General features: G+C 46.7%; 27 protein-coding genes. 10 read left to right on the top strand and 17 right to left on the bottom strand.

The annotated features are described in order from the left end of the window. Positions 1-54 precede the first annotated feature (54 nt). Both KNO70_RS06875 and KNO70_RS06870 read left to right on the top strand, forming a co-directional pair. Positions 55-603 carry a cysteine hydrolase family protein gene (locus KNO70_RS06875; protein ID WP_214689304.1) on the top strand — a complete coding sequence of 183 codons (549 nt, stop codon included), beginning with the start codon at positions 55-57 and terminating at the stop codon, positions 601-603. A 105-nt stretch (positions 604-708) separates the two neighbouring features. Beyond that, on the top strand, positions 709-903 hold the full coding sequence (locus tag KNO70_RS06870) for a hypothetical protein (RefSeq protein WP_214689412.1): 195 nt from the start codon (positions 709-711) through the stop codon (positions 901-903). A 41-nt stretch (positions 904-944) separates the two neighbouring features. On the opposite strand, the gene KNO70_RS06865 is transcribed toward KNO70_RS06870, so the two are convergent. Continuing rightward, entirely contained in the window at positions 945-1724 is a 780-nt protein-coding gene (locus tag KNO70_RS06865; RefSeq protein WP_214689306.1) for a sulfite exporter TauE/SafE family protein, read from the bottom strand. A 33-nt stretch (positions 1725-1757) separates the two neighbouring features. Beyond that, a complete protein-coding gene (locus KNO70_RS06860; protein ID WP_251025633.1) occupies positions 1758-2132 on the bottom strand; it encodes a rhodanese-like domain-containing protein in 375 nt (124 codons plus the stop codon). A 115-nt stretch (positions 2133-2247) separates the two neighbouring features. Here KNO70_RS06860 and KNO70_RS06855 point away from each other — a divergent pair, with 115 nt between their 5' ends. The 3 genes from KNO70_RS06855 to KNO70_RS16310 all read left to right on the top strand — a co-directional run bounded on the left by KNO70_RS06855 (position 2248) and on the right by KNO70_RS16310 (position 5161). After that, the gene (locus KNO70_RS06855; RefSeq protein ID WP_015881009.1) at positions 2248-2544 is read left to right on the top strand and encodes a rhodanese-like domain-containing protein; all 297 of its coding nucleotides are present in this window, start codon (positions 2248-2250) and stop codon (positions 2542-2544) included. Between the two features lie 28 nt (positions 2545-2572). Further along, the gene (locus KNO70_RS06850) at positions 2573-3973 is read left to right on the top strand and encodes an MBL fold metallo-hydrolase (protein ID WP_078146472.1); all 1401 of its coding nucleotides are present in this window, start codon (positions 2573-2575) and stop codon (positions 3971-3973) included. A 66-nt stretch (positions 3974-4039) separates the two neighbouring features. After that, a complete protein-coding gene (locus tag KNO70_RS16310) occupies positions 4040-5161 on the top strand; it encodes a TlpA family protein disulfide reductase (RefSeq protein WP_214689308.1) in 1122 nt (373 codons plus the stop codon). Between the two features lie 41 nt (positions 5162-5202). Here KNO70_RS16310 and nfsA read toward each other — a convergent pair whose 3' ends face one another. Further along, positions 5203-5952 carry an oxygen-insensitive NADPH nitroreductase gene (nfsA, locus tag KNO70_RS06840; RefSeq protein WP_078146470.1) on the bottom strand — a complete coding sequence of 250 codons (750 nt, stop codon included), beginning with the start codon at positions 5950-5952 and terminating at the stop codon, positions 5203-5205. 170 nt (positions 5953-6122) lie between these two features. On the opposite strand from nfsA, the gene KNO70_RS06835 reads away from it, so the two are divergent. Then, the gene (locus KNO70_RS06835; protein WP_214689310.1) at positions 6123-7016 is read left to right on the top strand and encodes a DNA/RNA non-specific endonuclease; all 894 of its coding nucleotides are present in this window, start codon (positions 6123-6125) and stop codon (positions 7014-7016) included. A gap of 271 nt (positions 7017-7287) precedes the next feature. Then, positions 7288-9120 (top strand): hypothetical protein, encoded by a 1833-nt coding sequence (locus KNO70_RS06830; RefSeq protein ID WP_214689312.1) that lies wholly within the window; start codon positions 7288-7290, stop codon positions 9118-9120. A gap of 276 nt (positions 9121-9396) precedes the next feature. Here KNO70_RS06830 and KNO70_RS06825 read toward each other — a convergent pair whose 3' ends face one another. After that, complete coding sequence (locus KNO70_RS06825) at positions 9397-10866, bottom strand: catalase (RefSeq protein ID WP_214689314.1); 1470 nt, start codon at positions 10864-10866, stop codon at positions 9397-9399. Between the two features lie 83 nt (positions 10867-10949). Further along, positions 10950-11546, bottom strand: a complete 597-nt coding sequence (locus tag KNO70_RS06820) for a DUF2238 domain-containing protein (protein WP_078146465.1) — start codon at positions 11544-11546, stop codon at positions 10950-10952. A gap of 152 nt (positions 11547-11698) precedes the next feature. Between KNO70_RS06820 and KNO70_RS06815 the strand changes: the two genes are divergently transcribed. Both KNO70_RS06815 and KNO70_RS06810 read left to right on the top strand, forming a co-directional pair. Then, entirely contained in the window at positions 11699-12112 is a 414-nt protein-coding gene (locus tag KNO70_RS06815; RefSeq protein ID WP_214689316.1) for a VOC family protein, read from the top strand. 103 nt (positions 12113-12215) lie between these two features. Further along, positions 12216-12764 (top strand): GrpB family protein, encoded by a 549-nt coding sequence (locus KNO70_RS06810; protein ID WP_074032686.1) that lies wholly within the window; start codon positions 12216-12218, stop codon positions 12762-12764. 42 nt (positions 12765-12806) lie between these two features. On the opposite strand, the gene KNO70_RS06805 is transcribed toward KNO70_RS06810, so the two are convergent. The 11 genes from KNO70_RS06805 to KNO70_RS06755 all read right to left on the bottom strand — a co-directional run bounded on the left by KNO70_RS06805 (position 12807) and on the right by KNO70_RS06755 (position 19553). Then, positions 12807-13532 (bottom strand): class I SAM-dependent DNA methyltransferase, encoded by a 726-nt coding sequence (locus tag KNO70_RS06805; protein WP_078146462.1) that lies wholly within the window; start codon positions 13530-13532, stop codon positions 12807-12809. Beyond that, on the bottom strand, positions 13532-13879 hold the full coding sequence (gene rsfS / locus KNO70_RS06800) for a ribosome silencing factor (RefSeq protein ID WP_015881000.1): 348 nt from the start codon (positions 13877-13879) through the stop codon (positions 13532-13534). Before rsfS ends, KNO70_RS06805 begins: the two co-directional genes overlap by 1 nt. A 10-nt stretch (positions 13880-13889) precedes the next feature. After that, complete coding sequence (gene yqeK, locus KNO70_RS06795) at positions 13890-14447, bottom strand: bis(5'-nucleosyl)-tetraphosphatase (symmetrical) YqeK (protein ID WP_078146461.1); 558 nt, start codon at positions 14445-14447, stop codon at positions 13890-13892. Beyond that, a complete protein-coding gene (locus tag KNO70_RS06790; RefSeq protein ID WP_078146460.1) occupies positions 14437-15006 on the bottom strand; it encodes a nicotinate-nucleotide adenylyltransferase in 570 nt (189 codons plus the stop codon). Before KNO70_RS06790 ends, yqeK begins: the two co-directional genes overlap by 11 nt. Further along, on the bottom strand, positions 15003-15299 hold the full coding sequence (yhbY, locus tag KNO70_RS06785) for a ribosome assembly RNA-binding protein YhbY (RefSeq protein ID WP_015880997.1): 297 nt from the start codon (positions 15297-15299) through the stop codon (positions 15003-15005). The genes KNO70_RS06790 and yhbY overlap by 4 nt, the downstream gene beginning before the upstream one ends. A 6-nt stretch (positions 15300-15305) precedes the next feature. Continuing rightward, positions 15306-16091, bottom strand: coding sequence for a shikimate dehydrogenase (aroE, locus tag KNO70_RS06780; protein ID WP_214689318.1), 786 nt, complete (start codon positions 16089-16091; stop codon positions 15306-15308). Beyond that, the gene (gene yqeH / locus KNO70_RS06775; RefSeq protein ID WP_015880995.1) at positions 16088-17200 is read right to left on the bottom strand and encodes a ribosome biogenesis GTPase YqeH; all 1113 of its coding nucleotides are present in this window, start codon (positions 17198-17200) and stop codon (positions 16088-16090) included. The genes aroE and yqeH overlap by 4 nt, the downstream gene beginning before the upstream one ends. A 133-nt stretch (positions 17201-17333) precedes the next feature. Beyond that, positions 17334-17960: a YqeG family HAD IIIA-type phosphatase gene (locus KNO70_RS06770; protein ID WP_015880994.1), complete on the bottom strand. Its 627-nt coding sequence runs from the start codon at positions 17958-17960 to the stop codon at positions 17334-17336. 125 nt (positions 17961-18085) lie between these two features. After that, complete coding sequence (locus tag KNO70_RS06765) at positions 18086-18865, bottom strand: phosphatidylserine decarboxylase (protein ID WP_214811623.1); 780 nt, start codon at positions 18863-18865, stop codon at positions 18086-18088. After that, a complete protein-coding gene (locus tag KNO70_RS06760) occupies positions 18862-19284 on the bottom strand; it encodes a thioredoxin family protein (protein ID WP_015880992.1) in 423 nt (140 codons plus the stop codon). The genes KNO70_RS06765 and KNO70_RS06760 overlap by 4 nt, the downstream gene beginning before the upstream one ends. A gap of 74 nt (positions 19285-19358) precedes the next feature. After that, on the bottom strand, positions 19359-19553 hold the full coding sequence (locus tag KNO70_RS06755) for a YjzD family protein (protein ID WP_074032676.1): 195 nt from the start codon (positions 19551-19553) through the stop codon (positions 19359-19361). 162 nt (positions 19554-19715) lie between these two features. Between KNO70_RS06755 and KNO70_RS06750 the strand changes: the two genes are divergently transcribed. Then, positions 19716-20528: a Cof-type HAD-IIB family hydrolase gene (locus KNO70_RS06750; RefSeq protein ID WP_078146457.1), complete on the top strand. Its 813-nt coding sequence runs from the start codon at positions 19716-19718 to the stop codon at positions 20526-20528. A gap of 49 nt (positions 20529-20577) precedes the next feature. On the opposite strand, the gene KNO70_RS06745 is transcribed toward KNO70_RS06750, so the two are convergent. Next, the gene (locus KNO70_RS06745; protein ID WP_031421243.1) at positions 20578-21426 is read right to left on the bottom strand and encodes a YitT family protein; all 849 of its coding nucleotides are present in this window, start codon (positions 21424-21426) and stop codon (positions 20578-20580) included. Positions 21427-21537 lie beyond the last annotated feature (111 nt).

The following is a 21537-nucleotide window of genomic DNA, read 5'->3' as shown; positions in this document are numbered from 1 at the left end:
ATGAAAAAGTGGTACCTCTTTGCTATAGGAGTTTTATAGTAAGGAGGTATTTCTATGTCTAGGACGGCATTACTCATTATTGATTTGTTCAATGATTTTGATTTTGAAGGTGGCGACATGCTACGTAAACATACGGAAGCGATTGTTGAACCGATTCTCGAGCTTAAAAAGCACTTTAAAGAGTTGGACTTGCCCGTCATTTATTGTAATGATAACTTCGGACAATGGAAAGATAGCACGGAAGACATCATTGAGTATGTAAAGGCTTCTAAGGGTGAACATATTGCCTCGCAAATCGAACCGGAAGATGAAGAGTATTTTATTATAAAACCAAGGCACTCCACTTTCTTTGGAACTCAGTTAGATATTTTACTTCGTCAGTTAAACGTGACGAAATTGATTTTAACCGGAGTCGCGACGGATATTTGTATCCTCTTTTCTGCAAATGATGCATATATGCGTGACTATGATATATATGTACCTCGTGATTGTGTGGCGGCAGAAACATCAAAACGTCACGAAAGTGCCTTGACGATTATCGATAAAGCACTGGGAATTGAAATATCTCCTGTGTCTGAATATATGAGTCACATTCAAAAGTGATTTATAGTAATCAGCGTGGTCACAAAATCCCAACATTTAGAACGTTTTCAAGCTCTTCTTTTAAGCTATTCTTAAGTTATAACGGTCAGTAAAGGGTGTGATATTTTGTACCTAACAATCGGATTAGCCTTGCTCGTCTGTTTGATTGCAATGATTTTCACTATTATGGTCGGGCTCGGGAAAGACCGCTCCACGTACAGTCAAAAGAAGAGCTGGTCGATGGTATCTTGGCTCTACATCATCTTGCTCCCTGTCTCGTTCATCGGACTCGGACTCCTCTACTATTTCATTACGAAATAACACAAAAATCACGATGCCAGCATATAGGCATCGTGATTTTTTTATGCAATCAAGTCACTCCAGATTTTGATGGTACTCGCCAAGATGAGTAGCGCTAAAATCCATTGGAGTGCTTTTGTATTCATATTCTTCCCGACATTCGCCCCGATTGGAGCGGCAATCAGGCTCGCGATAATCATAATGACGGCCGGACCCCAGACAATTTGATCGGTGATGATCTTACCGAACGTCGAGCCAATCGACGAGATGAAGGTGATGGCGAGAGAACTCGCAATCGCCATCTTCGTCGGGATGCGTAAGACGACAAGCATGATCGGCATGAGAATGAAGGCTCCCGCTGCCCCGACGATTCCTGCGGCGATTCCTACAATGGAGGCAGAGCTTGCTGCGATCACTTTGTTGAACCGGACTTGGTCGAGTGGCATATCGTCCACTTGTGGCTTCGGCAAGAACATCATGATTGTGGCAATCGTTGCGAGTACGGCATAGACGACATTGATCATCACTTCCGAAAGAATCGTCGATCCGTATCCACCGATGAAGCTACCAATTAATACCGACACCCCCATGTAAAGAATCAACTGCTTGTTTAAGTATCCACCTTTACGATAAGCATAAATCCCGCCGATTGTCGCAAAGAACACTTGAATCGCACTGATTCCGGATACTTCATGCGCGCTGAAAGCCGCGAACCCTAGAATCGGTGGAATGTATAGCAACATCGGATACTTGATGATCGATCCACCAATCCCGACCATCCCAGAAATGAACGACCCGATAAATCCAATTAGAAAGATTGTAATGATAAACCCGAACTCCATATAGACTCCTCCATTTGCTCTCGTCTTCTCTACTTATTCAATCGATTCCCAGGCCATCATCCCGCCTGATACGTCATAGATTTCCGTATAGCCGGCATCCTGTAATTGACTAGCAGCCTGGGCACTTCGGTTACCGCTCCGACAGATCACATAGATTGGTTCGTCTTTCGGATAAGGCAGTTGATTTGCATCTAATGAAGAAAGTGATGCGTTCACCGCCCCTTCGATATGCCCCCCCTCGTATTCAGACGATTCTCGTACGTCAAGGAGTGTTATTTCTTCGTTTTCCAATTTGTTTTGTAGAGTTTTAACGTCAATTCTCGTAATTTCATCCTTTTCTGATGTGGTTACAAAGATAAAAATCGCCATTAAAGCCAAAACTCCGACAAATAAGGAAATTCTCTTCATGTTTTACCCTCCAATTCTTTTCACTTGCGCTCATTATACCTTATGGGGTATATTAAAGCCAACGAAACATTCTCGTTGCCAAAAACCTTAACCATGAAAAGGAGATCACAGACTCATGAAGACGATTACGACTACTGAATTAGAAGCGTTACTTCAAGCAGACGACTCACTCAACCTCATCGATGTGCGAGAGGTAGACGAATATGCTGGAGGTCACATCAAACAAGCGAAGAACGTACCACTTTCTGAATTCGGGGCAAAAGTCGATGAGCTCGATCGCTCTAAACCGATTCACGTCATTTGCGCAGCCGGCGGACGCAGCATGAACGCATCTGCCTATCTCGATTCACTCGGATTCGATGTCACGAACGTCGACGGTGGGATGATGAGCTGGCAAGGCGAAGTCGAATAAACGATTACATCCATAGGGGGAAATTGATATGCTATTACGTTATTTTTATGATGAAAAATTAGCACAAGCTTCATATATGGTCGGTTGCCAAATGACGGGAGAAGCCATCGTCATCGACCCGGCCCGTAACATCGAACCTTATCTTCAAGAAGCGAAAAAAGAAGGTATGAACATCGTCGCAACGGCAGAGACGCATATCCATGCGGACTTTGTATCGGGATCACTCGAACTCGCGAAGCGCACAGGTTCGAAAGCCTACCTATCAGACGAAGGTGATGCTTCTTGGAAGTATGCATTCGCGAAAGAAATTGACGCACAGCTCGTCAAAGAAGGCGACACGTTCAAAATCGGAAACGTGACACTTGAAGTCATGCACACACCGGGTCACACACCGGAACATATCTCGTTCCTCCTTTATGACCGGAACCAGACACAACCGATGGGGATCTTCACAGGAGACTTCGTCTTCGTCGGGGATATCGGTCGCCCTGACCTTCTCGAAGAAGCGGCCGGTGTGAAAGGAACGACGGCAATCGGTGCGGAACAAATGTTTGATTCACTCAAAAAGTTCATGGCACTTCCTGACTTCGTTCAAGTCTGGCCAGGACACGGTGCAGGTAGTGCTTGCGGGAAAGCGCTCGGCGCGATTCCAACATCGACGGTCGGTTACGAGAAAGCGACGAACTGGGCGCTTCAAATGACGGATAAAGATGCCTTCATCAAAGAGTTGACGACGGATCAACCCGAACCACCGAACTACTTTGCCATGATGAAAAAAGTGAACAAAGAAGGTATCCAAGTGACGACGGAAGTCGCTCGTCCTGAAGTCATCGGGTCGGACCGTCTCGATACACTCGTCGAAGAGACGCAAGTCGTCGACACGCGTAAAGGAGAAGACTTTGCGAACGGACACGTACCAGGGACAATCAACATCCCGTACAACAACAAGTTCGTCTCGTGGGCTGGCTGGCTCGTCAACTTCGACAAAGACATCACACTTATCGCAAGTGCGGATGACGTCGATCAAGTGCAGACCGACCTTCAATCAATCGGTCTCGATCGCCTTCGCTTCATCGTCCCAGTCGAAGAGCTCGACGCATCACTTTTGACGGAAACGTATACGGACGTGACGGCAGAAGAAGCAATCGAAGCTGCTGAAAAAGGTGACGTCTTCGTCCTCGACGTTCGAAACGCGACAGAATGGAACGCGAGCCATTACGAAAAGGCAGAGCGCATCTTGCTCGGTAAGCTCGCAAGTGACCACGAAGGTCTTCCGACAGATCGAACGATTGCGGTGCATTGTGCGTCAGGCGTCCGCTCACGCATGGCGGCAAGTGTCCTTCAATCGCTCGGCTACAAAGATATCCACAATATCCTCGGTGGCTATGGCGCGATGAAAACTGTCTTGAACGCTCAACAAATCAAGTAATGCTATACTGACTATGAATATGGCGCCCGCTTCGAGAGGGGCGCCTTTTGTTTAGGAGGGAAAGACGTGGTCGCCATCGGTCCACTCAACATTCGTTTCGATTTACTCATCTTTTTACTAAGCCTTGCCGTCCTTTACGGCATCTTCCGCTTTCTCGGGTTGTCGAGTAAACAGCGTGAAGCCGTCATCGGGACATGGTTCTATGGTTTTCTTGCCTGGAAAGGAAGTGCCATCGTCATCGGTCTGTTGACGACACGTGACCTATCGCTCGCTCTTTACGCCACAGGAGGCGTATGGTCTCAATGGATTGCAGCTGCTGTCGTCCTTTGGTTCGTCTATCGACTCGACCGGAACCTTTTAGGGTATTGGGTGCTGAGCGGACTCCTCATTTGGTTCGGAATGACACTCGCGGTTCCAGTATACGGGACGATTTTGAACCTTTCCGACCAGCCGATTCATCTATGGAGCACCATGCTCATTTTTCTGCTACTCGGAACGACGTGGCGCTGGATGCATGAACCGACTCGTGGAAACATTCTTTGGACAGTATGCGGTGCATCCGGCATCTGGCTATTTAAGTCATATGCGGTCGGACAGATTCAATGGTGGATAATTGTCATCGCCCTCGTTCTCTTCGGATTGACGGTCTATCTCGCCCGCCCTTCAAAGAAAGTGATTCAAATTAGTGTCGGAGTCCTGGTCGTTCTCGCGGTCGTGAATGCTGTCCTGCCAGAGAAAGCGACACAATCTGTCACGACAGAGACGGCGTCAACCGGTTTGAACATCGGGCAAATTCCCCCTTCGTTCGAATTACAGCGAACTGATGGGAGTACATTCGACTTAACTTCACTAAGTGGTCAGCGCGTCGTCGTCAACTTTTGGGCGTCCTGGTGCCCGCCTTGTCGGGCGGAGATGCCGGATATGGCGGCGTTCGCGAAAGAGCGAGATGACGTGACCATCGTCGCCGTCAACACGACGACGAGTGAACGCGACCCCGCCGATGCCGTCTCGTTCGTCGAACCGTATGAAGACGCATTTACCGTCGTCTATGACCGTGACGGCCAAGTTGGAGATGCGTATCGGATTCAGGCGATGCCGACGACGTATGTGCTCGATGAATCGGGTGTGATCATCGCGAAGCAATTTGGTGCCATCGACAAGAATTGGCTCGACGCCCAATTGAATTGAACATGACAAAACCGCCGACAAAGAGTTGTCGGCGGTTTATCTTATTGCTTCAAATAGCCTTGTGCTTTCAAAAAGTCTTTGACGTCAAGCCGTGTCGATTTCGACAACATGCGCCCCATTTGACCAGTCCACGTATCTTTACGCGGGTTCGAGCCACGGACCATATAGTAATCGTGGATCAACGCATCGTAATCGGAAAGGGACTGCTTCATCCGTTCTGGATTCGCTTCATACATATTTTCATGGTAGACATGTTGGAACGGTAAGCGTGGTTTTTGATCCTCGACTGAGGCCGGTACACCGACGGCCATCCCGAAGAGCGGAATGACCCGTTCCGGCAATACGAGCACTTCTTTCACCGCAAAGAGGTCGTTCCGAATGCCACCGATATAACAAATTCCGAGCCCCATCGACTCTGCCGCCACTGCTGCATTTTGAGAGGCAAGTGCAGCGTCGATCACCGCGACAAGCAACTTTTCATCAGTCTCAAGTGTTGAGGACACTTCTGTTTCTTGCAGTTCACCAATCACTTCATGGCGGTGCAAATCCGCACAAAAAACGAAGAAGTGACCGTTCTCGACGACATAGGACTGGTTGCCCGCAATCTCGGCAAGTCGTTTCTTCTTCGCTTCATCGGTCACCCCGATGATGGAGTAGGCTTGGATAAAGCTAGACGTCGATGCCCGTTGTGCGCTCTCGACGATGGTCTGGATTTGTTTGTCTGTCAATTTCTCGTCCGTAAAATCGCGGACGGAACGGTGGTTCAATAAAGTCTCAATCACTTCGTTCATACGTTCTTCCCCCTTTTTTTCAATCTTGGCATAAGCTCTCTGAATCCACAAATGAGAGGAATCCATCGAGCACATTTTGAGGGAGGACGCTCACATCTCGTCTTCTTATGCTATCATTATAAGCTACATAGTAAATACGACAGTGTAACTTCGAATAAGGAGCGAGATAGATGAAAAGAATACCATTTTACATTCCATTTCTGCTTGGGGTGCTGCTCCTCTCCGGTTGTACGGATGCCGATGTGAGCGTCCCGACATCGACGTCAACTGAGCAAACAGTTGAAGAGGAACCTGTACAAGAGGAACAAACCACCGAGATCCCTGAATCTGAAGGCGATCTTTTTGAAAGCTATACGAAGATCGAGGTCGATGGCGGCGATCAGTCCGGCACACGTGAAGCGAATGTCGTCGTCGATATCGGCTTCGGCGATCGTGAGTATTGGGCGTTCACGAACGAACATGGTCAACTGGTTCGTGTGATTGCCGACGAAATCACGCTTCAAGACGATGAAACCGAAGACGTTAATTCTTCAGGACGCTATTATGCAGACGAGGCAAAAGTTCCGGGTGTCGAAGACCCGAACCTCGACGAAGGCCATATCATCGCCGATTCACTTGGCGGTGTCTCGAACGCCTATAACATCACGCCACAAAACAGCGCACTCAACCGTTACGGCGACCAGGCATTCATGGAAGATGTCATCCGGAAGGCTGGCGGGGCGAAAGACTTCGAAGCCATCATCACCTATCCGAACACGACGACTCAGATTCCTTCCCGCTACCAATACACGTATACCGTACGGGGCAATACGGTCACCGATACGTATGATAACGTGGATCCGGAGGAAGTGAACGAATCGCTCGGATTGACGGATGATTCCCCTCCTGCAGTGACGACGGAGCCGGTCGAGGAACGTGAATTATCCGATATCGACCTTGACGGAAATGGACAAGTGACGATCAAAGAAGCCAAAAATGCCGGATTCGAGATGCCGATTACGCGTGACCATTGGTTGTACCAGTATATGGACGACCGAGACGGTGACGGGATGGTCGGGGAATAAAAAATTTGCTATGTAATACAAATTTATATACAGGTCTGTCTAAAAACTGCCAAGCCCTTTTATAAAAAGGAGCTTGGCAGTTTCATTTATATCTCCAAAATTTATATATAATCTCAATCAATAAGTAGATAATAACTAAAAGATAAACCTAACAAATATTAGATAAATTAAATAAGATTAGTAATGATCAACTAATTATTCAATGTAATCTAATAAATATCAATATGTTAAAATAAGGGAGGATTTATTTTTTTGAGTAGAGGGTGAGGGAATGGATAGTTTAATGGATAATTATGCACTATACAGTTTTGAAAAACTTCAACTATTGCAACCACACACTAATCCAAAAGGAATTTTTAAGAAAGGTTTGGAGTATTTTATTCAATGCAGCAACCTAGATGTTAAACCTATTAATAGTAATAGAACTTCTATATTTGAGGTTTTTGATAAAGAGATTTGCGTGTTGGGATGTAAAATTGTGCTTGTTAGTTCAGTACCTGACGAAGCAATTCAAATGACCACTAGGACATTAGAACAAATTTCTAATTTGTATGGAAACCCTTTGAATATCATTGATTTTAACAAACAACTTGCTTTGCTTTTGCCAATTAAATTCCCTAGGTTGTGGATTGATTTTAATCATGATACACAAAATTGGGAAGCTAAAGTGGAGAGAAGTTTATCAGAGGGTGAATTAAATGTTTTAGAAAATAAATTATCATTACTTTGTGGCTACGAAACTAGCTTAACTTGTACGATAGACTTAAATCTAAAATTTGAACATAAATTTCATGACACTTTATCAATTTCTATCAGCAAGCATTCTTCGTTGAACTATTCGAAGTCTTTATTTCGAAAATGGGAAGAAGATGAGCAGTTTTGGTCGGACAATAAAGCAAATTTATTTCACAACGATAAAAATCCGGAGACAGAAGATCAAAAAGTACAGCGGGCTAATTGCTTAATAAACGGAAAGTATGGAGAAGCGCATAATATCAGAAATTATCTTACACTCTTCAATGAAATTCAAATTGTGATTCCAATTGAAACATCATACGACAAATTACTGTATTCACTAAACATTACTGAAGAAGAATTAGTAAAACTAGTGGAGATGAATAGAGTAAAATTAATCTTTCCACACTCTATAGAAAGATACAAAAAAAGTTTGCTTGAAAATGTAGTAGATATTAATCCACAGGGTATTTTACTCTCTCGAGAATTAGCTTTTAATACAGTTTCGGATTTAAAACGTAGAAATCCTATTGTATTCTTACCTTCAAATAACGAAGAAAAACAACAAATACTATCCGATATGATAAGACTTTCAATTGATATTAAGAATATTAATGAAAAAATGTGGCTTTATGGATTTATAGAAGAATTATCTATTACTTGGAGTAACATGCACGAATCACTCTCAGTGAGAGGTGCAAATGGTACATTTAATTTAGGATTAGGACCAACTATAAATAATTTAATCAATAAATATACTGGCAAAAATTATTTAGTTGAAATAATGGCGGCATCTCAGTCAATCGAGTGGGCAGCCGCTAATAATGCTGTCTTATGCCCCGTAGGACCCTTAGCAAACAATGAAATAAATTTAGCATATCTATACTCTGGTGTACGGAAAGATTGGAATTTAGATATAGTCACATCTCCAAATATAGCTACTGAAGGGATACTAACAATAGCGAATTATGTTTCGGTTCTTGAACTTGCAGAGAGCTTTAATGGAAGAGAAATTGAACAGTTTAGACAGTTACTCGTAAATATGACAAACAACAATTCACCTGAAGAAATAAACAACACTATTAATGAGTTTAATCAAAGTGTGAAATCATACGAAAGAAATGTTAAACGATTGAATACATGGGATGTTAAGGGGATTACATTAGATACTGCCATCGACTTAACAAATACAGCAGTACCTTTTGCTGGTTTTATAACAAAGCAGCTAGGTAGAGTACTAAATCATGCTGGAGAAAAGAATGATTCAATCGGAAATATAATTCAGCAAGTAAATTCAAAAATTCACAGAACGAATCCGAACGTTATTTTAGTCAGTGGAATGAGAGATAAGATAAAGGATTTACTATAAAATTGCCTAAAACTGATTATGCTTTCATCAAGAACACATCATTTTCAGAGAGTTAAACTCATTGTTTTTCCAACCGTATATTATTAAATTTTCGGATGTGTAAGTTGAAACAAAAGGATTGCGACTACCTATTAAAAAAAACTATCTTTACGTTTTATAACAGGCACTGTAGCAATATGAACTATATCTAACATTACTTGGACAACCTAGACGTTTCTCTACGAGAAACGTCTTTTCGCATACAAAAAACCGCGGTGTAAGACCGCGGTTACGTGTTTAGTTCGACATTTGATTCAAGAATGGTGCGAGATCGACGTTCAACTCTTTCGAGAGACGCTCTCCGAGTTCACGGTCCGCACGATAGAAGTTGCAGATCAAGAGGAGAACGGTCTTCTCGTGACGAACTTTTTTGATATGCGCCACGAGGTTACGAACGAGCGCATCCTTCTCTTCCTGAGAATAGCGACGATACACCTCTCCGGCTTGTCCGAAGTCATTCGTCTTCTCAATCTTCTGACGACCCGTCACGCCTGTGATCGGTTGCGGCGTCTCGATATAGTCCGCATTTGGCTTCGGCGCGTCTTCGTAACGGTTCGGCTCGTAGTTGACCGGGCTCGTCTGTTGCTTGAACGGCATCGCCCCGTCACGCTGGTTGTTCGCGACTTGAGCGAACGGGCAGTTGATCGGGAGTTGGAGATAGTTCGGTCCGATGCGGTAACGTTGCGTATCCGAATACGAGAAGAGTCGTCCTTGGAGCATCTTGTCTTCTGACGGCTGGATCCCTGGTACGAGGACGCCTGGGTTGAAACCGACAGACTCAGTCTCGGCGAAGAAGTTATCGACATTTTTGTTGAGGGTCATCGTTCCAACCAATTGATACGGGATGACATCTTCGAACCAATCTTTCGTCGCATCGAGCGGGTCGAAGTCAAAGTTGTCCATGTCCGCTGGGTCGAGAATCTGTACATATAGATCCCATTCCGGATAGTCTCCATTTTCAATGGCGTTGAACAGATCACGTGTCGCATGGTTGAAGTCTTCTGCTTGGATTTTCGCCGCTTCTTCCATCGACAAGTTTTGAATCCCTTGCTTCGGTACCCAGCGCATCTTTATGTACACCGTGTTGCCGAATTCATTCACCCACTTGAAGGAATGGACGGATGACCCTCGCATGTGGCGATACGATGCCGGAATGCCCTCGTCACTGAAGAGATGCACGAGCATGTTCGTTGATTCAGGTGTGAGCGACATGAAGTCGAAGAAGCGGTCCGGGTCTTGAAGGTTCGTTTGTGGGTCCGGCTTGAGCGAGTGAATCACGTCCGGGAATTTAATCGCGTCACGGATGAAGAAGACCGGTAAGTTGTTTCCGACGAAATCATAGTTCCCTTCTTCTGTGTAAAACTTGACGGCGAAACCGCGTGGGTCACGAAGCGTCTCCGGTGAACCTAATCCGTGGATGACGGTCGAGAAGCGCGCAAACACAGGCGTCTCTTGCCCTTCTTCTTGCAAGAATGCGGCTTTCGTATAGCGTTTCATACTATTTTTTACAGTGAAGACACCATGCGCCCCTGCGCCTCTCGCGTGAACGACACGTTCTGGTACTCGTTCACGATCGAAATGCGCTAATTTCTCAATTAGTTGGTAGTCTTCGAGAAGCGTTGGGCCCCGACGCCCCGCAGTGATGGAGTTGGCGTTATCCCCGATTGGTACGCCTTGGTTAGTAGTTAGTTGACGGTGTTGATCCATATGATTGCCTCCCATTATTTATAATCATTACAATCTTGATATTAATTAAAGATTAGAATGATTACAAATAAAAAGCTCGTGAATCACGAACTTTTTTTCATATGTCTCTTTTGTTTGGATTTTTCACGTTGATGGAGCGTCACGACGAAAAATGCTGCCAAGATACCGCCTAGGGACCCCGCGATGATGTCGACCATCGTATCGTCATTCCCGTTCCCTTGCATCGTCGTGTTCAGGACGACGTCAGATGTGAATTCATACATTTCCCAAAGTGCCGCCCCAGCCATGGAAAAGACGACAATGTATACGAACAAAAATCGTTTCGGGATCTCGGTCCGAATGTCATCATCGAGCCTACTGAAGAAGTCGAATCCAAGGAATGCGAGAAAAATTCCGCTTAAGAGATGAAGGAACGTGTCCCACCAACCATTCCCGTATAGTCCGACAATCGAGCCTAAATACTGGGAGGCAAACAAGAACAGGATATACGCCACCTTCATCTTGCCGTCAAGTTCTGTTTTAAACGTCTTTTCAATGAAGAACGGGATGAGCCCGGAAATGATTCCGGCCCCCGCCACACTCGCATCGAACCATAATTCTTCAATGATAGATGTGACGAGTATGATCGCCATGAACAAGACGAATCCAAATTCGAGGATACGTCCTTTCGTGAGCTTCATAATGCTTCGCCTTCTTTCTAGTTTGTTCTCTATATGCTCTATTCCCAACTCTCAACCATGTTCAACCACACAATTGAATTTAGTTGGACTCTCTTGCCGTTCACGAACATACGTTCTATAATTAATATTATGAATTCAAGGAGGAACTTGCTATGCCGATCAATCCGTATCTCAACTTTAATGGGAATTGTCGAGACGCCGTGAACTTCTATGCCGATGTGTTCAATCACGCCGCTCCAGACATCATGACGTTCGGTGACCAACCTGGTCCAGACGGTCAACCGGTGCCGAGTGAAATGGCTAATCTCGTGCTGCATACCCGACTATCGATTCACGGCTCATCGTTCATGTTTTCTGATGCGATGCCTGACGGACCGGTCACATTCGGGGACAATGTCACGCTCGCTGTCGTCACAGACGACCTCGAGGCCATCCATCGTGAGTTCGAGGCGCTCTCTGTGAACGGACGTGTCTTGATGCCGCTTCAAGAGACGTTTTGGAGCAAGGCGTACGGCATGCTCGAAGACCAGTTCGGCGTCCAGTGGCAGTTCAGCCACGAAGCATGATCATCCAAAAGATCTTATTCACATTCTCTTATGATGAGGTCTTTTATTCTTTTCAAGATTAGCTTCCCCACAGAGAATACTTTCAAGGAGATGAACTAAACTAATGAAAGAAGAGAATCCTGAACAATTAAATATTCCTATTTGGGCATATGAAGCAATCGAAATAGAAGATGCCAATGTGCAATGGAAAGCTCAAGGTCTACGTGAAACAAGAGAGTTGTCCGACTTACTTTCAAAGTTTGATATTAAAGGAGCAGAACATATAGGTAGTACAGCGGTTCCCGGTCTACCTGCAAAACCAATTATAGATGTGATGATTCGTATCGAATCGTTTGACATGATGAATGCGATTGTTGATACTTTAACCGCATACGGTTGGCACTATGTACCACCAGAATTGGATGGAAAGCCCTGGCGCAGATTTTTTGTGAAAGTGAAAAATGATAAACGAGTTGCTCATTTGCATCTCATGAAAGGCACAGAAAAACGGTGGGAAGAACAGATTGAATTTCGAGACAAGTTACGGGAATCTCCTTTACTCGCGAAGGAGTACGGGCTTCTAAAAAAGCAATTAGCAACTGAATTTCGTGAGGACAGAGAAAAATATACTGAAGCTAAAGCTGAATTTATAAATCGGGCATTAAACTCCTGATATAGATGAAGACCCCATCGCTAATCTACGATGAGGTCTTCCTTATTTTTGGGCTACGAAGAAGATGCGCTCCGCATCCGCTCCTGGTGCACGTTCGGTGAAATCTGATGTGACCGATTTGACGTGGAATCCGGCACCAATCAACCATTGCATATACTGCCCTGGTTCATATGTCCGTTGTTCATGCGTCTCCTCGATCCGTTCATACGTCCCATCTTCAAGCGCGACGAAGAATGTTAAGTCATGAACGACCGACAGCGGGGCTTCTCCCGGGTCGGCAAACCAAATATATGAGCAATCTTCTCCGTTTGACGCATACGTCTTTTGGTTGAAGAGCGTCTGCATCTTGTTCGGAGCATGGACATCAAAGATGAACAAGCCGCCTGGTTTGAGTTGATTGTAGACAGATTCAAACGTGTCAATCACGTCCGCCTCGTCTCGCAAATAGCAAAGGGAGTCGCAGAGAATCGTCACCGCATCGACCGGTTCCGGTAACTCCAACTCACGCATATCTTGTTCCCAAAGCGGCAACTCGATTTCGACCTCTAGCGCCTTTTCTTGTGCGACTTCGAGCATTGACTCGGATAAGTCGATCCCCATGACATCGTAATGTTCAGCGAGGCGAATCGTCGCCGACCCGGTCCCGCACCCGACATCCGCGAGTGTCGCGCCATCTTGGACGTGACGACGCACGAAAGCGACCCACTCATCATACGGCGCGTCTTTCATCAACTCGTCGTATACATAGGCGAATCCTTCGTAAGCCATTAGCCGACTTCCACTTCGACGTGTGGCGCGTCAGCCCACAATTTCTCTAGGTTGTAGTAATCACGGTCATCACGATGGAAGATGTGGACGACGACGTTCTCGAGGTCAGCGAGGACCCAACGTGCCGTGTCCATTCCTTCGAACTTGTGGAGTGGTAAGCCGTTTTCGCCAGCAACGTCTTTGATTTCACGTGCGATCGCTTCGACTTGCTTCTCCGAGTTCCCGTGACAGATAACGAAGTAATCCGCGATTGGCGAAATCCCTTCCATGTCGAGTACAACGATTTCCTCGGCACGTTTATCGTCAGCCGCTTTAACAATCAATTCTAATTCTTCTCTTGCAGTCATATTGACCCTCCTAAGGTATATTCACAAAATCGTTATACGTTTCAATCGTCAGTGGAAAAATACGCACCGACTTCTTCAATAAAAATTCAATCGTTTGTTTCAGTGTCGCGACAACCGCCGCTTCGAGCGAACGCTCCACTTCTGCCCGCAACCGGTCGACGCCGGGATAATCCCGATTCGGTTCGATGGCATCAGCCACGAACAGAATTTGGTCGAGCCGAGACATCCCGGGCTCTCCCGTCGTATGATTTCGAATCGCCGAGAGCACCGCGTCATCCAGGTCGTATTGACGGGAAAGTAAAATCGCACCGACCGGCGCATGAAGTAGTTCGTCCCCGTACTCAAGTAGATTCGGGTCTAACCCTTCTTCCACGACGACTCGACGCATTTCTTCGACGTCAAAGTACTTCGCATAATCATGAAGCATCGCAGCAATACGAGCATGTTCGACCTCTTCACCGAATTGAACCGCCATGCGTTCCGCCGTCTCGACGACACCGAGCGTATGGATATAGCGTTTTTCTGGCAGCGTCTGTTTAATCAACTCGTGCGCTTCTTCAAACGTCATACAACTTATGCTCCTTCACATACTCCTCGACTGGCGTCGGGACAAGATATTTGATGGATTTGCCTCGTTTCGCCCGTTCCCGGATGTCCGTCGATGAGATTTCGAGTTGCGGCATGTCAATCGCGCGGACGTCTGCCTTCTCCGGAATCAAATAACGTGTCCCCGGCCGTGCGACCGCACCGAACGTGACAAGACGGATGAGCGTCTCATAGTCATACCAGGATTCGAGCGAAACGAGTGAATCGGCACCAATCAAAAAGTAGAATTCATCATTCGGATACTGTTCGATCAGCCGTTTCATCGTCTCGACCGTATATGACGGCTCACTCCGTTCAAACTCAATCAAGTTCAACTTGAAGTCGGACTGATTTTGTATGGCGCGTCGCGTCATCTCGATTCGGTGGTCTGCCGAGCTGAACCCGACCTTATGAGGTGGAATCGCAGCCGGCAGGAACCACACCTCATCAAGTTCAAGCTGTTCACGCGCTTGTTCCGCGATTAACAGATGTCCGAGATGCGGCGGGTCGAACGTTCCGCCCATCAAGCCGATCCGGCTCATGGGAGTTTGATTTGGCGATTTTCTTTCTCGGTCGCCTCTTTGTACAAGACGATGACTTTTCCAATCACTTGAACGACTTCAGCCTGTGTGCCTTCAGCTAACTCGCCAGCGACATCTTTCGGCGTGTCCATGCAATTTTGAAGTACTTGGACCTTAATCAATTCACGTTTTTCGAGTGCGTCCGCGATATCTTTACACATCGCTTCGCTGACTCCATTTTTCCCAACTTGATAGATCGGTGAAAGATGGTGCGCTTCTGCGCGTAAAAAGCGTTTTTGTTTACCTGATAACATAGTATATTATTCCTCCAATAATCCTTCGATTAACTTTTTCCCAACGGTTTCGTCCGGTTTCACGCCCGTCCATTTCTCGAACGAGAGCGCGCCCTGCCCGACGAACATGGCTATACCTGTCACAACTTTGGCTCCGCGACGTTTCGCTTCTTGAAGCATCGGGGTGACAAGTGGACGATATATGATATCACAAACGACCGTGTTTTGTCGTAATCCTTCTAATGAAAGTGGTGTCGATCTCTCGTCCATCCCGACAGAAGTGGTCTGAATGATGACATCATATCGAGAGACGTCCATCTCATCGAACGTCGTGTAGACGACTCCGAACGTGTCGGCGAGCGCTTTTGCCCGTTCCACTGTTCGATTGACAATCGTCACGTTACGCGTCGGGAGAGCTTGGACAATCCCACGAGCCGCTCCTCCGGCACCGACAATCAGGACACGCCCTGTAAAGTCTGTGTATGGCATCAGCGCTTGGACAAGACCTGCCCCGTCCGTATTCGTCCCGATAAGTCGCCCGTCTCGTTTATACACCGTATTGACGGCTCCAGCATGTTTCGCCGCTTCGTCAAGGTCATCGAGATACCGAACGACCACCTCTTTATAGGGAATCGTGACATTGAATCCATCCCAGTCCCCTTCTCGCATTGCCGCAAATAAGGCTGGGAGTTGATCTGGTGTGGCATCGATGGCCTCATAACGCCCGAAAAGCCCAGACGCCCTCAACCACTGCTCGTGCAGTTGGGGAGAGAGCGAATGAGCAATCGGGTGACCGATGACGGCCAGATTCATACGAGCGCCTCGCGAAGTGTGACTGCGACGCCTTTTGGAGCCCATGCTGCGATACGACCACCTTTTCCGTGAATCGCGACCCAACCGAGACCACTGAACACGATATCCGTTTTCACGCCGTCTCGTAAGCTGAACTCATGACGGACGAGTGGCGGTAAGATTTCGAGTGTCTTCTCATTCGGCGGGTTGAGCATCTTCCCAATATGTTGGTCATAGAGCTCATCGGCACGTTCGAGTTTCGTACGGTGTGCTTTCAATTCATTCGACATATAAATGACGAACGATCGCTTATTTCCTTCAAGATAATCTAAACGTGCCAATCCGCCGAAATAGAGCGTCTGTTGCGGATTCAACTGGAACACGTGCGGCTTGATTTCTTTCTTCGGTGTGATCGTCTTCAAATCTTTCGCATCGACATAGTGTGCCATTTGATGACGGTTGATGATTCCTGGTGTGTCGTACAAGTTCGCATCATCGTCGAGCGGAATGTCGATCAAGTCAAGCGTCGTTCCCGGGAAATGACTGACGGTGATGATGGCTTCATCCTCTTCACCGAAACGTTTGATCACCTGGTTGATGAGTGTCGACTTCCCGACATTCGTACAACCGACGACAAAGACGTCTTTGCCTTTGCGGTAGTACTCAATCTTTTCAGCGAGTTCATCGATGCCATGTCCTTTTTTCGCACTGATCAAATGAACGTCGATTGGGTTCAAGCCGAGTTCTTTTGCCTCTGCCTTCATCCAGTTCGCCATCCGGTTCGGGTTGACCGACTTCGGTAACAAGTCGACCTTGTTTCCGACTAACAGTACCGGGTTCGACCCGACTGAGCGTTGAAGACCCGGAAGCCAACTGCCATTGAAGTCGAAAATGTCGACGATTTTGATAACGAGTGCTTCTTTTGAACTGATACCGTTCAAGATGCGCAAGAAGTCATCATCTGATAACTCCACATCTTGAACTTGGTTATAGTGCTTCAATTTGAAGCAACGTTGGCAAATGACAATCTCACGGTCAAGTGCCGATTTTGGTGCATAGCCGACCCCGTTCGGGTCTTCCGTTTGGATGGCTACGCCGCACCCAGCGCAATATCGTTTTGTTTCTTCCATAGTTATACTTACTGCCGTTCAGGTTTCCCCTTCTTCATTCACCGTAGCACCTCGCTGCTACTCCTGAAGCGTTAATTCCGACGCCTTGCTCGCCGTACATGGGCAGCCTCCTTCTTCCTGTGCGTTCGAGGTCTTATTCATCTTTTTTATGTGAATCTTCGGAACGTGGATGCATGGCCTCACCGATTTTTTCAGCGACCGCGACTTTTGCCCGTTGTGCGTCAACGGCAAGTTCTTCCACTTTTTTCGTGATCAATACATACTTCCCACGACGCTTCATATGGGCGAAGACCACTTTTTCGAGCATCCGGTTAAATTTCGTGACGAGTCCGTCCGTTTTGACGACCGGTTGCACATGAATGACATGAATGCCCGCCATGTTTGCCCCGAGAACGTCTGTGAACAGCTGGTCCCCTAAGAAGATGGCTTCCTTCGGCGAGTACCCATATTTCGAGAGTGCCGCTTTAAATCCAGATGGTAATGGTTTTCTAGCACGAGCGACATAATGAAGGCCGAGCGGCTCCGTAAATGTTCGTACACGATTCTCGTTATTATTTGATACGACAATCACATCGAAACCGTATGATTTCACTTTTTCAAGCCACATCAATAAAAGCTCTGGCGCATGTGGGACGTCCCACGCCACGAGTGTATTATCAAGGTCCGTCAAAATGACGCGCACCCCACGGTCTTTCAATTCTTGTAGGTCGATGTCAAACACAGACGCGACGAACTGTTTCGGATAAAGTCGATTAAACACGTAAAATTCCTCCAATTAGCTAAACGATTCAACTACTTATACAAGTATTGATATCCCTTCTATGGTAAACGAAAACCGACCAAACGACTAGTCTATCGTTCGGTCGGAAGAAAATTGACACAAAATTAGTTGGATTTGATTGTCCCGATGACTTCACCGAGTCGAACCGGACCGATCTTTTCACGGTCCATTTGAATCGTATCCTTCTCAAAACAAAGAACGACGGTCGAACCGAACGAGAAGTATCCCACCTCTTCTCCTTTGCCCGCCTGGTTTCCTTCGAGCGTCCACTCAATCGTGTTGACGTTCAAGGCACCGACCATGATATGTTCGTACGTTCCGGCTGGGCTGTCAAAGCGCGTCACGCGACGGTAGTTGCGTGAGAGCGGTCGAACCGTCTCCGTCAATCCGATTTCATTTACCGGTGCCGAACGGTCCCCGAGCTCATAGTGACTGAGCACACGACCAGAGAGCGGCGTGTGGACGCGGTGATAATCACGCGGACTGAGGTAGAGGACGACGACCGTCCCCTCTGCATAACGTCTTGCCTCTTGTTGAGAACCAAGTAGTTCCGCAAGCGTATACGACTGACCCTTCACTTCGAAACGACTGTCTTCTGAAATCGATTCGATGACCGATAACTTGCCGTCACACGGTGACACGAGGGTGTCGGACGACTCATCAATCGTACGCGCTCCTGGCTTCAAGTGACGGGTAAAGAACGCATGCAATGATGGATAGGCAGCAAGCGGTTGCTCTGCCTCTTCTACCGCAATGTCATATACTTTTGCAAACGATGGAATCAAGTGACGACTCACATCTGATTCTGCGAAACGCTTGAGGCGTGTGGCGATCCAAGGCGAGGCGTTCAGCTCAAATAACGTTTGGTAGAAACGACACTTCATTCCTCTTTGGCCTCCTCATTTTTAAAGAACGTCTCATATTGTTGTTCAGAGACCGCTCCTTCAATGCGACCGACTTCTTTTCCATCCTCAAAGCGGATGATGGTCGGCGTACCTTCGATTCCATACGTCGTCCATACGTTATGGTCGGCCAAATTGATGGAGACCGCATCATATTCTTCGATAAGGGGCTCGACGTACGGCTTCACTTGCTCACAGTATTCACAGCCCGTTTGCCAGAAGTAAGCGACGACTTCACCGTCTTGATCTAATTGTTGTTGTAATTCATCTGCCGTGACGGCGTTGACACCGTCGTCGGTATTCGCTCCATTTAAAAAGAACAACAAACCGATTCCGATAACGATAATCGCACCGATGATGGCGAACGTGATAAAGTTCGCGCGTTTTTCAGGGTTTTTCATATGCATGATCCTCCTCTATGTTGGATAAAGAAAAAAGACTGACTCATGCACGAGTCAGTTTGATTGTAGACGGCTTACTTCTCTTGTGCAACGTCGCTGATTCCCATGTCTTGATTCAAGACATCGAGAAGTGCAACGAAGATTGTGATGGCCACGCCAAATCCTGTCGCGAGCATCGCGTTGAACTCTACGCCATCAACGGCAGAAATGATAAATACCGCTGTATTCGAGAGCACAATCGCCCAGATCAATGTCACTAAATAACGCATTGAACGTCCCCTCCATCTCACAGATGATTCGTAAAAATTCATACGACATTAGTATAGCATTGTTCGAATAGAATATGCGACTTCGATTGTATATTCTTTCCGTCGAATCGAAAAATGTGATACGGTCGTAGAAACATCATTGTGAAGAAAAGAGGATGACTGATGTCACGTTATTTAATCGCAGTCGATTTAGATGGAACGTTATTAAGAGATGATAAAACCATCAGCGAACGAAACCTCCGCGCTCTTCAAGCAGCGCGTGAAGCTGGTCATGAAGTCATGATCGCCACAGGACGTCCAAAGCGCCATTCAATCATGTACTATGAGCAAATGGGATTGACGACACCACTCGTCAACTTCAACGGTGCGCTCGTACATCACCCGAAAGATGCGAATTATGCGGTGACACACCGACCGATTCCGCTCAAGACCGCCCATAACATCATTGAAGAAGTAGCGGATACGAAGGCACACAATATCGTTGTCGAAGTGACGGACCACGTGTACTTCCAAAAGGACCCGCAAGAGTTCTATAGTCCATATGCAGAACGTGCGCTCAGCGTCACATCAGGTAACTTGTTGACGCATTTGCAGGACGAGCCGACGTCCTTATTGATTCATGCGACAAAAGATCACGTCGCGCACGTCCGCTCCCAACTCGATGACATTCATGCGGAGGCGGTATTGAACCGTCAGTGGCGTATGCCCGAACATATGATTGAAGTCATGAGCAAAAACACATCGAAGGCACTTGGGCTTCAAGAGGTCTCGAAGCACTTGAACATTGACCGGAAGCACATTATCGCCTTCGGTGACGAAGAGAACGACCTCGAGATGCTCGACTATGTCGGTACCGGTGTCGCGATGGGGAACGCCATCGACCAATTGAAGAATGTAGCCAACGAAGTGACGGCTTCAAATATGGATGACGGGATTGCCCTCTTCTTAGAAGAGCGACTTGGCATTAAGGCATAACGAAAGCACCGACTTAGAAAAGTCGGTGCTTTTTGTGATTCATTCATGTTTAGCGACGGAACGTCCCTTCGACGTCCTCTGTCGGCAAGATATTGATCCAAACCGATGGGTCTGCATCTTTACAGATTCGCGTAATCTCACGCACTTCGTGTCGTTGCGCAACCATCATGAGCGTCGCCTTCTCGACTTTCGAGTACGTCCCGATTGCCGGCATGAGCGTGATCCCGCGGAACACGTGTTGATGTAGTTCCTTTGTCACCTCGTCCGGGTGATTCGTCACGATGAAGAGCGTTTGACGCTGTGTATTCGTGTAAATCTCATCGATGACTTTTGACGTCACATACAAGAAGACGATCGTATAAAGCGCTGTCGGCCATCCGAACAAGGCACCTGCTGCGAGGGCGATCATCATGTTCATCAAGAAGAGATAGACCCCAACCGAGTTGTTCGTGAATTTCGCCAAAATCAATGCGACAATATCAAAGCCACCCGTCGAGGCTCCATACCGAATCGTGATTCCCGAGCCGATTGCCAAGAGCACACCGCCAAATACAGCGTTCAAAAGTGGATCGTCCGAGAGAAGCTGCGATTGCGGAAGCAAACGAATGAACAACGTGACCGAGGCGACACTGACCAGCGTATGGATCATCATGTTCCGCCCGAGCATAAAATAACTGACGACGAGCAGTGGTGCGTTCAGAATAAAGAACCAGAGTCCTTCCCCTAGTTCAAGCGGTGTACCCTCTAACAATTTCGTCAAGATTTGGGCAAGACCCGTAAATCCTGTCGAATAGACGCCAGCTGGAATTAAAAATAATGTCATGGATAAGGCAACGAACAATCCTCCGATGATCGAGACAACCCCGATTCGTGTATGTTCTTTAACGGCTTCCGTCAAGCTTCAACTCCCCTTTCTCAAAATAGCTAAGAATCAAGATAACATAGATTATTCATGCTGCATACAGCAAATATGCAGGAAATCCGATAAGTTTTTCACACAAAAACAAGC

Origin of the sequence: Exiguobacterium sp. s181, from assembly GCF_018617125.1 — a bacterium.
Lineage (GTDB): Bacteria > Bacillota > Bacilli > Exiguobacteriales > Exiguobacteriaceae > Exiguobacterium > Exiguobacterium profundum.
This window is presented reverse-complemented; position numbering and strand designations above follow the sequence as displayed.